7 protein-coding genes are annotated in these 13,563 nt (G+C 64.5%); 3 read left to right on the plus strand and 4 right to left on the minus strand.

Annotated features, from left to right (window positions below; genetic code table 11):
* Nucleotides 1–1,906, minus strand: a 1,906-nt coding sequence (locus tag AC5IJH_RS12785) for a TonB-dependent receptor (RefSeq protein WP_491903214.1), incomplete at its 3' end; no start/stop codon positions are given.
* Between the two features lie 152 nt (nucleotides 1,907–2,058).
* Entirely contained in the window at nucleotides 2,059–4,074 is a 2,016-nt protein-coding gene (locus AC5IJH_RS12790; RefSeq protein ID WP_491903215.1) for an amidohydrolase family protein, read from the minus strand.
* Nucleotides 4,075–4,425: 351 nt separating this feature from the next.
* Here AC5IJH_RS12790 and AC5IJH_RS12795 point away from each other — a divergent pair, with 351 nt between their 5' ends.
* Both AC5IJH_RS12795 and AC5IJH_RS12800 read left to right on the plus strand, forming a co-directional pair.
* Nucleotides 4,426–4,959, plus strand: a complete 534-nt coding sequence (locus AC5IJH_RS12795) for a glucosaminidase domain-containing protein (RefSeq protein ID WP_491903216.1) — start codon at nucleotides 4,426–4,428, stop codon at nucleotides 4,957–4,959.
* A 188-nt stretch (nucleotides 4,960–5,147) separates the two neighbouring features.
* Nucleotides 5,148–5,567 carry a VOC family protein gene (locus tag AC5IJH_RS12800; RefSeq protein ID WP_491903217.1) on the plus strand — a complete coding sequence of 140 codons (420 nt, stop codon included), beginning with the start codon at nucleotides 5,148–5,150 and terminating at the stop codon, nucleotides 5,565–5,567.
* A gap of 4 nt (nucleotides 5,568–5,571) precedes the next feature.
* On the opposite strand, the gene AC5IJH_RS12805 is transcribed toward AC5IJH_RS12800, so the two are convergent.
* Nucleotides 5,572–10,227: a glucoamylase family protein gene (locus tag AC5IJH_RS12805; RefSeq protein ID WP_491903218.1), complete on the minus strand. Its 4,656-nt coding sequence runs from the start codon at nucleotides 10,225–10,227 to the stop codon at nucleotides 5,572–5,574.
* Between the two features lie 16 nt (nucleotides 10,228–10,243).
* Nucleotides 10,244–12,070 (minus strand): ABC transporter ATP-binding protein, encoded by a 1,827-nt coding sequence (locus AC5IJH_RS12810; RefSeq protein ID WP_491903219.1) that lies wholly within the window; start codon nucleotides 12,068–12,070, stop codon nucleotides 10,244–10,246.
* A 221-nt stretch (nucleotides 12,071–12,291) separates the two neighbouring features.
* Here AC5IJH_RS12810 and AC5IJH_RS12815 point away from each other — a divergent pair, with 221 nt between their 5' ends.
* Nucleotides 12,292–13,557: an MFS transporter gene (locus tag AC5IJH_RS12815; RefSeq protein WP_491903220.1), complete on the plus strand. Its 1,266-nt coding sequence runs from the start codon at nucleotides 12,292–12,294 to the stop codon at nucleotides 13,555–13,557.
* Nucleotides 13,558–13,563: the final 6 nt, after the last annotated feature.

The raw sequence follows: 13,563 nt of genomic DNA on the forward strand, positions 1-13,563 counted from the left end.
GATGATGCAACGTCCACCGCGCTCCGAGATTCAGCGTCAGGCTCGGCGTCGCCTTCCAGTCATCCTGCACGAAGAACTCCTGGATGGTGTCCCGCGGTCGCAGCTTCTGCTCCTGCAGATCGATCGAGAATGTATCCACCTGCCCCAGCAGAAAGCTCGCGAATGAGTTCCCGCTGTTCGCTGCACTCGGCAGATTCGTTCCAGTGGTCGTGAACGCGAACGAGCCCGTCGGATTCGGCGGAGAAATAGTGTTCAGCTGATACCAACGCGCATCCGCGCCCGCCCGCAAGGCATGCGTCCCATGGATCCACTCCACCGTATCCACCAGTTGCCACACGCCCGTTTGATACTGTGCAAACGTGCTTGGAGACGCGCCAAGCTGCTGGTACCCCGTGAAGGTGAACAGCGGCAGCGCATTGTTGAACGACGCATTCGTCGGAATGCCGGGGATGCCCAGAGCCGCGGATGCCGTCTGCGGCAGCGTCACGCCCTCAGTCGTGTTGCCGCGCCGCGTGTAGCCCAGCCGCACATCATTGAGTAACTGCGTCGTGAATGTGTGTGTCTCGTTGAACACCGCCTGCTGCCCTGTGATGTGTGTCAGCCCCGAGTAGTTGAACGACCCCAGCACCGACCCTGAGATCAGCCCACTGCCCTCCGGCAGCGGCGCGACCGGCTGCGCCACCTGGTGGTAGTACGAGTAGCGGCCGAACGCACGATCCCGCTCCCCGCGCGCGCCGTCCACCCGCACATCGAACTGGTTCTCGTGGTCCATATCGTTCGCCACGCGCGTGTAGTTGTTCGCCAAACCACTCGACGTGGGCAGCGGCAGCCGCGACAGCACCGCCACGGATGCTGGATCCAGCGGCGTCGTGATCACGTCGTTCGGAAACTCCGTACGTGTGTACGTTGCGCCGTTCGCGACCGTCGTTGCCGGATTGTAGATATGCGACACACCGGTGAAGATGCCCTGCCGCTCCTTGAGCGTCGGAATCGTCGACGTGCGCACCACTCCGATCGCCTGCCGAATGCCCTGGTAGTCGCCGAAGAAAAACAGCCGGTTGTGCAGCACCGGACCACCCAGCGTCCCGCCGTACAGGTTGCGGCGATACTCCGGCTTGCGCGCCGCCTTCGGTGCAAAGTAGTTCCGCGCATTCAGGTCTTCATTGCGCAGATACTCGAAGAGGCTGCCGTGCAAATCGTTCGAGCCCGCGCGCGTGGTCACGTTCACTACGCCGCCATTGAAGCGACCAAACTCTGCCGGGACGTTGTTTGTCTCGATGGTGAACTCCTGGATGTCGTCGAGCACGGGAAAGAATGCCACCTGCCCAGGCTCCGGCTGCAGCGCGGAGATGCCGTCGTACAGATACTCATTCGTCCGCGGACGCCCGCCATTGATGCGCGGCAGCAGCGTACCCGGTGGCAGCGACACGCCTGGCGCCAGCGTTGCCAGCTGAATGAAGTTGCGCGTGTTCAGCGGGATCGCCTGCACCGTGCGCCCCGGAATGTTCGTCTCCACATCGCTCTGCGTGGATTGCAGCAGCGGTGCATTTCCTGTCACCGTCACAGTTGCTTGGTCGTTGCCCACCCTCAGCGGCACGTCCACACGCGCCGCCTCGCCTGTCGCCACCGTCAGCCCACTGCGCACTACTGGCGCAAAGCCGCTCGCCGCCACAGCGATGGAATACGTGCCTGGCTGCAGTTGCGAGAAGGAATAGTAGCCGTCGCCGGTCGATTCGCTGCTCGCGGCGATATGCGTGCTCGTATCAGTCAGCGTCACCCGCGCATGTGCCACCGCAGCGCCGCTCGTGTCCGTGATCCGACCCACGAGCCCACCTGAAATTTGCCCATACGCGGCCACACCGCCCGCCAGCCACACCAGAACACCCCATCCAAAACCGACCCGCATTCGCCCGCTTCCCTTCGAAGTGCAGCAGTGCGCAGCCCGCGCCGCACTCAGCAGAGCCGTCGGCGGTGGCTGCCGAATGAGTCGAATCTATATGGATGAAATCGTTTCGTCAAAACGGATCGGGGCCGTCGCCGGGCACAATCCTAGCCGCCCTACGGCGTGAATCCAACGCTCTGCCACAGCGGCGCCGGCGCATACACCGCACCCGCCGCCACCGTCCGCCACACACGCCGCGTGTTGTGAATGTCGCTCAGCGGATCCGCGTCCAGCAGCAGCACATCTCCGCGCTTGCCCGGTTCGAGCGAGCCCGCCTCGCGCTCCACCCCCAGGGCACGCGCCGGCACGATCGTCGCCGACTGCAGTGCCTCCATCGGTGTGAAGCCCGCCTCGACATAGATCTCCAACTCGCGATGCAGCGAGTAGCCGGGCACCCCCTGGTCTGTGCCCGCCACAATCGGCACGCCCGCCGTGTGCACCGCGCGCAGCGTGTCCATCATCACCTGCCAGGTCCCGCGATACACCTCTGCCGCGGGGCCCGTGTGTGCTGGGGAATCGAGCGCCTCACGCAATTGCGGTGCGACATGTGTCATCCCGGGCTCCAGTTGCTGAAGCGGATCCGTATGCAGCGACAGCTCAAAGATCGTCATCGTCGGATCGAGCACCGTGTGGTGCTCCTTCATCGCGGCGATGATTGCCTTCGCCCGCTCCCCATCCAACTCCTCCACCGGAGGCTTCTTCCGGTCGGGCTTGCCATCCGCGCCTAGTACCGGGTGCGCAAAGTACAACGAAACGTACTGGATATGATTGATCTGGTCCATCCCGTCATGGATGCCGTCGATCGCCATCATTCCCTGTGGAATGTGGCCCGTCACTGTCATACCGCGCGCGTGCGCTGCGCTGGTGATGGCCTTCACCACCTCCGGCTTCACGGAGCTGTAGATCTTGATCTGTCGCGCACCCGCTGCCTGGTATCTCGCCACCAGCGGTTCTGCCTGCTCCGGCGTTTCGGCGGTCACTGCACCGATAGCGATCGGTCCCACACCGTCGATCACGCCTGCAAACTCCAGGTGCGGTCCCAACGCAGGATGCGTCGCGCGATCGAGCTCTTCATGCAGCGTCCGGATAAAGTCGAACTCGTTCCCGCAGTCGCGAACCGTCGTCACGCCTGCAGCCAGGTAGATCGGCCCCCACTCCACCTGCTCGTAGTGAGCATGCATGTCCCACAGCCCGGGAATCGCGTACTTGCCCGTCGCGTCCAACACGGTTGCGCCTTTCGGCACGTGCACGGCCGCTCGCGGTCCCGCCGCGGTGATCACGCCGTTCTCGATCAGGATCACGCTGTCGCGCACTGCCGGCGCTCCCGTCACGTCCTCGAGCGTCGCGCCCACAATCGCCAGCCGCTTCGCCGGCGCCGCGCTTACGTCTCGTGTCAGCCGCGTCAGCGCCCCAAGATCCGCCCTGACAGCGGACGCTATAAATGCACCTAGAGAAGTGGCGTATGGCTGGCGCACCGCCTCGAAATGATCGAACTCCGCGTCCGTACTCACCAGCGCGGTCAGGTTCGCCGCGTCGTCCACCCACAGCGATTCCTGGCCCCAGATCAACCCGCCGACTGTGTACCCATGCATCGGCACACCGCTCACCGTCACGTCCTCGGCTGGCACAATGTGAATCGGCACCGCCGCGGGATAGGCCGTGAACTCTGCTGGTCGCCCGTGCGACAGCCACCAGCGCATCATCTGCTCCTGCATTGCCACGGGTGAGTAGCCGTCCACCACAAACCACGCGCCTGGGCCCGGCGTCACCTGCCTTGAGTGCTCGCCATTCCGGATCGTCAGCGACCCCGCATCTGCGGTCAGCGCATCGTCCATCGCTGACGGACGTGCCGACCGTCCCTTCGCGCTGTACGACACCGGCACCATGTCCGCCGTGCGTGCAACGAAGCTCGTCTCTAGCGGTACCGGGCTGCCTCGGTCCGTAAATTTGAAATGTGACGTCAGCGTGTACGTATCGCCCGTCGCCGCAATGCTGTAGGTCTCCTCGCCCATGGCGCGTGCGAACTTGTGCAGTACAAACGTGCCTGAAGTCTCCGGAGGCTTCGACTCAGCCCCTCGCGCGGTGGCCATTGTCAGCAGGGCAGCGAGCACGCAGGCGCCATGCCGAAGCATTCGGTCGTGTGTTCGGAACGGACGGACAACGGCACTCCGGACTTGGCGCAAGGTGAACTCCTCCAGCAGATCGGTCGGGCAAGTCCGTCGATTCTATGGGGGTCACCTCGGCAGACCACATCAAAAGTTGTAGAGAACAGCGACTACCTCCGCAACGCTTCGTTCCCGAAACGCAACCGACATTACCACCGCACTCCGAAACCGGCACGAGGGTGACCGATACCCCCATCCATCTCTGGAAGAATAGAGATAGAGCGTCATACAAGAGAGGCGGAGCCAATCCACGGCTCCGCCTTTCTGCGTTTGGGCCCGCGCTCGAGTCGACCGCTTCCTCAGGAGGTACCAACACCGATGATCCACACACCGCAGGACAGCTTTCTCCGCAGCGCATGCGCCGCGGCCCGCGACGCCGGCCACCCCTTCCCCGAATACGCCGCATGTGAAGCAGCACTCGAGTCGGCCTGGGGTCAGTCGCGGCTCGCTCGCGAGGCCAACAACCTCTTCGGCCAGAAGCACTCGGATGCGACCAGCTATGGCGCGCTTGCGTCGCCGTTGCTCATGCCCACGCAGGAGTTTCTGCGCGGTCGCTGGATGACGGTCGTGGCCGAATGGGCGCGCTTCGCCGATACGACCGCGTGCTTCCGTGCACGTGTCGCCTTGCTACATCGCCTGGAGCACGCCTACCCCGCGTACGCGCGCGCTCTGGCCGCGACCACAGGCGAGAGCTTCATCGAAGAGGTCTCGCGTGCCTGGTCCACCGACCCCAATCGCGCCGCCAAGGTGCTCGCCATCCATCGCCAGCACAGCGCCAGCTTTCTGCCGCTGCTGCCGGTGTCGCTGCACGCCGTCGCGCCGCAGATCCTGGCCATGGCCTACGCCAGCTAAGCGCAATGGAAAGACATGTTTAGCTGTAACTCTGGGTGGCTGAGATACTTAGCGGCCCCGCTGGCGCTAAGTCGTTTGGGATGAGGGAGCTGCCCGCCGGCAGCCGGACCACGGGGGAGGGGGGGTGGGGCTACCATCGAGCGAGTGAACGCGACACGTTCGCTACTGCTCGTCTGGGAGCCCACCCCATGTCCCGCGCCACTGCACCGATCGCCCAACCAGCTGTTCTCCGCTCAACCGAAGCGCAACTGTTCGTCCGAGACCTGAAGGCATCCTGCGACTTCTATCGCGAGAAGCTTGGCTTCACAGTCGCGTTCGTCTACGGCGATCCGCCGTCTTACGGCCAGGTCACACGCGATGACGCTCGGCTCAACTTACGAGTCGTGGACGAGCCCGTATTCGCCGGCGCTGTGCGGGAACGCGAAGGCCTGCTGTCCGCCTCGATCACCGTCGCGACGGCCGAAGAGATGAAGCAGCTCTTCTCTGACTTCCGATCCCGAGGAGTGCGCTTTCACCAGGCGCTCACGATCGAGTCGTGGGGAGCCAGTATCTTTACCCTCGTCGATCCGGACGGCAACCTGGTTCTGTTCGCGGGCCCGGCTGCTTAGAGCTTCAAGCAGCGGAGCGACGGCCCGACTGCTTGTGCTCGGACAGCAGCAGCGATTCGCGGATCGGCTTCTCGTGCAGCAGCAGCTCGGTCGACTTCAGGTTAGCGTTCGCGTGGAACCACTCCTGCACGATGTTGTCGTGCAGCAGGTTCAGCACCGCCAGCAGCGACATGCCCTGGTGGTGAGCCATCCACTCCCGCACCAACTCCGGCTGCTTCAGCGACTTCTGATAATCGCCGGCTTCGTAGAAGCCGTACGCGCCCACCCAGCCCATCGCCGCCATGCGGCGTAGGTTCTTGAGCGACTCCGCCTCATCGATCATCAGCGCCAGGAACGTCGAGTACGGCGAGATCACCGGACCCGCCACTGCGTCCCACTTGAGCGCGATCGACGGCATGCCGAACGCCAGATAGCTGTAGTGCCCCCCGTCGTCCGTCTCCGCATAGCCGCACTCGGAGACACCCCACGGAATGTTGCCGTTGCTCTTCGCGAACGCCCGCTGGATCGCCACGACATTCGTCAGCGTGCGAGTGACCAGTGTGTCCGGATAGGAGCGCATCCAGAGCGCCGGCATCAGGTACTCGAACATCGTGCCCGTCCAGGAGATGAGCGCCGGCCGGCCGTACGCCACCGTGTGAATGCGGCCCAGCTTGAACCAGCTCTGCTGCGTCGCCTCGCTCTTCGCGATCGCGACGAACGCACCGATCCGCGCCTCTGAGCACAGCAGGTCGTAGCAGGCCTTGTGCAGTTGCTCCTCCTCGACCATGTAGCCGATCGAGAGCATCTGCCGCGACGGTTCGATCAGGAAGGCGAAGTTCATGTCGGCGACGCAGCGCTCTGCACGCGTGGACAGTCGCGCCAGGTCCGCGGCAAGCTGCTGGTGCCGCGTGCGTGCCTCGGCGATCTCGGAGCGCAGCCGCTCGATCAGGTAGAGCTGTCCCGGCGGGCTGGTGTTGGTGGACCAGGCACGTTGCAACCGCGTGTCCAGGTCGTCGATGCACGTAACGATTCGCCCGATCGGCACCGTGCATGCCTCATCCACGAGCCCCTCGAGCGGCGCGTAGTCGCGGTGCAGCCACGGCTCGTACTCGGCGACTAGCCGGCAGACCATGTCGATGCGGCGGCGCAGCTCGGCCCGCCACCAGTCTGCTTCGCTGCACGTCTTGTCGGTCACCTGAACCGTGCGGACGTCCTCAAAGGCAGCGCTCGCCTGCGCGGCAAAGCACCATGCGACCCACGCACGTAAGTCGGTCCCCTCCGGCAACGCGGGCAGCCCGGCTGGCACGGCATGAAGCTCGGCAAGCAGTGCCACCTGATCACGCAGGCCCGTCCAGAGCCGGTCCGTGATCAGCGGCTCCAGCAGCAGCATCTCCGCCCCGGAGCGCAGCGTGTAGAACGAGGCCGCGAGGTTGCCGCTGTCAACCGAGGAGACGACGCGCGGCGGTATCGGCTGCAGCGTGCGCGTGTCGTACCAGTTGTAGATGTGGCCGTTGCGCTTCTCCATGCGGTCGTATGTGTCGAGGCTGAGATGGCTCAGCTCCGTGAACTCCGGGATGCTCAGCCAGCCGAACACCTGCGCCGCCTGCCGTGCGTTCAGCAGCAGGCCGAAGTTGGTGGGCGACACGCGCGCTGCCTCGAACAGCTCGTGCTCTTCCACGTTGTCCGGCACGAGGTAGTTGTGTGCGGCCCCGCCGTACTCGTAGAAGTAGCGCCACGTGCGCAACCCCATCTCCCGCAGGAAGCCGTGATCGCGCGTGGTCAGGTGCTGCCGCTCATCGCTCGGCGGCTGATTGAGCCATGCCGTGATGCCGCTCTCGAACAGCCAGAGCAGCAGGATCGGCGCCGCAATGAGCAGTGAGTGCGGACGCACCAGCGCGACCAGCGCGGTGACGCCGAGGGTGAAGATTGGCGTGGCCTGCAGGTAGCGATCCACGGGTGTGCGCTTGCCCCCGGTGGCCTCGGCCTGCGCCGCCGTCTCCCACTCCAGCAGCCGCTGCCCGGTGATGAAGCGGCGCACCAGTGCGCGCACGATCGCATCCAGTGCGAGCAGTGTCTGGTGCGGCAGGAAGGCGAGATTGAGCAGCGTGATGATGAGGCTCTGGCCGAAGCCGTCGAACGCCTCGCGGACCTCGCCCTTCTGCGGGCTCGCCACCGCACGCCCTGCCCCGAACAGGAGCGACACCAGGCTCGGCACGAACAGCAGGAACAGTGTGACCAGCGTCCAGTAGAGCGGACCCCCCGGCAGCCCGATCCACCCGGCGACCAGCAGAATCAACGTCAGCGCTTCGACCAGTGAGCGCCGCAGATTGTCGAAGATCTTCCACCGCGAGATCGCTGAGATCGGGTTCTTGACCAGCCGCCCGCTCTCATCCGGCACCTTGCCGAAGAGCCACTGCGCAATCTGCCAGTCGCCGCGCACCCAGCGATGCTGGCGGCGGCGGTATGCGCTGTAATGCGACGGATAGTCGTCGATCACCTCGACGTCCGTCACCAGGCCGGCGCGCGCGTAGGCGCCCTCGATCAGGTCGTGGCTGAGCAGCGAGTTGCGTGGGAAGCGCTGCTCGAGCACGGCATGCAGCGTGTTCACCTCATAGATGCCCTTGCCGGTGAAGCTACCCTCGCCGTAGAGGTCCTGATAGGCATCGGAGACCGCGCGCGTGTAGATATCGAAGCCTGTTTGTCCGGAATAGATCGCGGCCAGCCGCGACCGCCCGGCAGAGTGAACGCTGACGCCGACGCGCGGCTGCAGGATCCCGTAGCCCTCGGTCACGATGCGCGACTCGGGATCGATCACTGCCTGGTTGAGCGGGTGCGCCATCGCGCCGATCATGGCGTGCGCCGTCCCACGCGGCAGCTGCGTGTCGGAGTCGAGCGTGATGACGTAGCGGACCCGGCGCAGCGTGTCAATGTCCCCAATCTTCACGGGGAAGCTGTCGAACTCGCCACGGATGAATTTGTTCAGGTCGAGCAGTTTGCCGCGCTTGCGCTCCCACCCCATCCACACGCCCTGGCGCGCATTGAAGACACGATGGCGATGCAACAGGAAGAAGCTGCCGCCATTCTTGCCGGCGTAGCGCGCATTCAGTCCCTCGATCAGGCTGACCGCAAGATCGACCAGCGGATCAGTGTCGTTGGGCCGAGGCCGCGCGACCGAATCCGGCAGATCGCTGAGCAGTGCGAAGTGCAGGTTGCGATCCTGGTTAGCGAGGTAGCGCACCTCGAGCTCATCGACCAACTCGCGCACCTGCTTCTCGCTCAGTAGCAGCGTGGGCACGGCAATGAGGGTCGTAAGTTCTTCCGGGAGGCCCTTGGGGAACTCGAGCTTGGCCAGCGCTGCGGCCTTGAAGATCGCGGTAGTCGTGTTGTTGATCAGATCGACCGCGCCCTGCGCTGCCGGAATCAACAGCAGCAGAAAACCGAACGCCAGCCCGCCAAGAATCGAATAGTTCGGCACCAGCGGAATGAGGATCGCGCCGATAAGCACAACTGTGAGCACGATGATGCCGCCGATGTAGTAATCGTCTGCACTGCGCCACAGCATCATCCGCAGGCGATCCGAGAAGGGGGGGCGATAACCGACCTGCTGAGCGAGTGCGTCGAATCCTATATCGACAAGGTAATAGCCGACGTGCGCACGCCGTTGCGCAAGACGGGGGACGTCCTCTGGCCGCGGTGGCCGCTGCGCCAGCCGCAATGCTGTTGCCGCGACCTCATGCTCAGTCTGGTCGGAGTGGCGCGCGATCTCCGAGACGCGTTCACGGTAGCGCTCGCGGCTGTCGAAGTCCATGCGCGGGTAAGCGCCCACCGGATCCTGCCGCAGGATGCTGTTGAACGTCACCAGGCCTTCAATCATCTGTGCCCAGTTCGCGTAGATAGCGCTGCGAATGCTGTTGAATCGCGCAGCCAGCAGTCCTGCTGCATGCACGTCGAAGCCGGCGGGGTCATCCATCTGGCTGCGCGCCTGCGTAAGGATTTCCTCCACCAGCAGAAATCGGACAGTGGTGGGAAAGGCCCAGAGTTCGCGCAATGTGAGCGGATCGGACTTCTGAATTTCCGTGAGGAACCAGCACACCCAATCGTTGTCCCAGCGCGATTCCGTGCTGACGAGATACGCATCGGCGACGGTGACGATTCTCGGCTCGTCGCCTTCGCGCTGGCGAACCACTATCGGCATGGTCTCGAGCCGCCGGCGGAGGGCGCGCATCTCGTCGAGCGCGGCCTGCAGCAGGCGCGGGTTTTCGCGCAGCTCGAGCAAAGGGTCCAGCGGCTCGCCCGGCAGATAGGTCGGCATGGGCCGCTTTTCCAGCTCACGAGAGACCTGGTCGTACGCAGACTGCGCCGCGGTGATGCGGCGGCTGAAGATATCCCCCTGGGGAGCGCGAGCGACGTTCCAATCGACGGGGGCAAGCTGGGCCGCGTGGCGCACCTGCTCCTCCGTGCGCGTGATCTCGGGCGCAGGCACCTTGGCTACAACCGGAACGGGCTCGCCTGCGGCCGCAGACAGCGGAGTCTCCACGGGCGCGGTGGGGGGCAACGGAGCCGTGGTGCCGGCGGGCAGGGGATCGGCCGCGAGCTCACGATCGATCTGCGCCTCTGCCGTCTCCTGGGCGTCCTGCGCGGTCGAGAAATCAGGCTCGTTGCTAAAGCGTTCAGCGCTCATCGAAGGGAACTCATCTCTATCTGTAGCTCGCTGCCTGCATCTCGAACATGCCAGCGTACCGCCCGCCCAGCGCCATCAGGGCAGAGTGGGTGCCTTCCTCGACCAGCCGGCCACCTTCGAGCACAACAATGCGGTCGGCCATGCGGACGGTGGAGAAACGATGCGAGATGAGCAGCGCCATCTTGCCCTCGGTCAGCTCGGCGAAGCGTTCGAACACCTCGAGCTCGCTCTTGGCATCGAGCGCAGCCGTCGGTTCATCGAGGATCAGTAACTGTGCATCGCGCAGGTAGGCCCGGGCGAGCGCAACGCGCTGCCACTCGCCGCCCGACAGTTCGACACCGCCCTCGAAGCGCCGACCGAGCATTTGGTCATAGCCACCGGAAAGCTTCGCCACGACGCTTGCGGCCAGGCTCTGCTCGGCCGCGTGCTCGATGTCGTAGTCGCTGTGCTCGCGTTCGACGCGACCCACGCCGATGTTGTCGCGTACAGTCATCTCGTAGCGCATGAAGTCCTGAAAGATCACGCCCATCTCGTGGTGGAGATCGGTGAGGTCATACTCTCGCAGGTCGACGCCATCGAGCAGGATCTGCCCTTCGGTCGGATCGTAGAGCCGCGTGATCAGCTTGACCACGGTCGTCTTGCCCTGCCCGTTCTCCCCGATCAACGCAATGCGCTCGCCTGGACGCAGACGGAAGTTGAAGTCGCGCAGCACGCGGCGCGTCGTGCCCGGATACGCAAAGGAGACGTTGCGGAACTCAAATCCCTGCCGGATCGGCCGAGGCAGCTTCAGGCCGCCCGGCTTCGACTGTACTGTGGGCTTCATCTCGAAGAAGGCCAGCAGGTCGGTCAGGAAGAGCGCCTGGTCGGCGATCCCTGAGGCGGTTGAGAACACCTGCTGCAGGTTGGAACTCGCCTGGATGATGGCGTTTGTCAGGAAGTAGTAGTCGCCGATGTTGTTGAAATGCCCTGTGATCGCCCGCCAGATGACGAAGATGTAGGCGCCATAGTAGCCGAGCGTTGCGATGACGCCGAGCAATCCGCCGACCACAAGCTTCTTGCGGGAGAGCTCGATGTTCTCTTCATAGATCTGCTGCGAGAGGACCTTGAAACGGCCCGTGAAAAAATCGCTGAGGTTGAAGAGCTTGAGCTCTTTCGCACCTTCGCGGCTGCCGGCGGTCTGGCGCAGGTAGTCCATCTGCCGCTTGGCCGGGGTCTGGCGGAAGTTCTTGGCGTAGCCGAGGAAGGCGAAGTGCGTCTCGCCGAGGAAGGTGGGCAGCACGCCCAGCGCGAGCAGCAGCAGGAGCCACGGCGAATACCAAAGCAACGCGCCCGTCCAGATCAGGGTCGTGATGCCCTGCTGCAGCAGGCGGCCCATCTGCTGGATCATCGCGAGCCGGTCTGTGGCCTGCACGCGCGCCCGCTCCAGGCGGTCGTAGAAGACGGGGTCTTCGTAGGTTGTGAGGTCGAGCTGCGCCGCCTGCTCCATCACCCGCACGCTGACAAAGTGTGTGTAGCGATCCGCCAGCAGACTGTCGGAGTAATCGATCGAGCGGGTGATCAGTCCGGCGAAGATATTCAGCGCCGTCTCGATGCCAACCAGCCACCAGAAGTTCGACGGCAGCGACTGATGGCTGAACACGCGCTGCACATCGTCGAGGATGTAAGCAGCGATCTTCGCAATCGCAACGGGCAGCGCGGCCACGAGCAGGCGCAGCACGATGCCCGTCGTGACAACACCCCGTCCCGATTCCCAGAGAATGCCGAGAACGGGCGGTACGTTGCGCAGAGCGATGAGACGCTCGCGCCATGCGCTGGTCGTAGACTGGGTACGGCCTTCCGTCATAGAGGCAGAGAAGTAGTAGCTGGGCCCGTTTCTAACTTGGGGTTGAGATTCGCTGCTGCGTCTGATGCGTTTCGGGGAAGCCGTGTTGCTGCGGCCATCATAAGCTGAATGCCGGTCGCCTCTGCCGCGGCGCTTGTGAATCCATGGTCGCGGCGGAATCAGCGAGCGTCTGAGCGAATCTAAATCACTGGATGCCTGCTCCTACTGAATCCTCTCCGGCAATGAACGCGGACGCGGACGCGCGACAGCGCCTGATCCCGCTGCTCGGGCTGTCCTGCGGCATCACCGTGTCGCCGCTCTACTTCAATCAGCCGCTCTTGATCGAGATGGCGCGCAGCCTGCATGTGACGGAAGCGCGCATGAGCCACGTCGCCGTAGCCGCGCAGCTTGGGTACGCCGCTGGTCTGCTGCTCTTTGTACCGCTGGGCGACGTGCTGGAGCGGCGCAGCCTCATCCTGCGCATGCTGGGCGGCCTCATCGTGGCCATGCTGCTGACGGCCGCCGTGCCCTCGCTGTTACCGATGATCCTCGCGACGGTGCTGGTCGGCACCATGGCCGCGGTCACCCATGTCATTCTGCCCATCGCACCGGAGATCGCCACCCCAGCGAATGCCGGCCGTGCCGTCGGATCGGTAATGACGGGCCTGCTGCTTGGCATCCTGCTCGGCCGTACGTTTGCCGGATGGGTCGCGGAGTGGCTGAACTGGCGTGCCGTCTTCCTGATTGCGTGCGTCCTCTGTAGCGCGCTCGCGTTGTTTCTGCGCCGCATGCTGCCACTGCTGCCGCCGCGCGCACCGCTGCCGTATGGGCAGGCGCTAAAGTCGCTCTGGACCCTGGTGCGCACGCAGCCGTTGCTCGTTGAATCGGCCACCGTCGGCGGCCTGGTGTTCGCGGCGTTTAGCTGCTTCTGGACGACGCTCGTCTTTCTGCTCGGCTCCAATCACTATCACCTTGGCGCGGGCGTGGCGGGCAGCTTCGGCATTCTCGGAGCGATCGGGGCGTCGGTGGCGCCCATCGCGGGGCGGCTGGCGGATCGGCACGGCTCGCGTTGGGTGATTTCGGTCGCTCTTGTGCTTCTCATGCTGTCCTGGATCTGCTGCTGGATCGTCGGTTACCACATGGCCGGACTCGTGGCCGCTGTGCTGATCATGGACGCGGGCGCGCAGACCAGCCAGGTCGGGAACCAGACCCGCATCTTCTCCCTGGCGCACTGCCCCGGGACGGCCTTCGGTGCGCGCAGCCGGATCAACACCGTCTACATGACTACGTATTTCTGCTTCGGCGCGCTCGGGTCGTTTTTGTCAGCCCATGCATGGGAGAGGTGGCAATGGCCCGGCGTGTGCGGCTTGGCCCTGCTGCTGCTCGGCCTGGCGCTGGCGCGGCACCTGTACGGGACATGGCAGGCCAAGCGTCGCGGCCTGCTCGCGACCGAGCAGAACTGCGATGAGATGGACGCAGCGCTCGCGAGCGAGGCTATCGGAGGTTAAGAAGCT

Origin of the sequence: Candidatus Dedyshia acidiphila, assembly GCF_051025295.1 — a bacterium.
Classification (GTDB): Bacteria; Acidobacteriota; Terriglobia; order Terriglobales; family Acidobacteriaceae; genus KBS-83.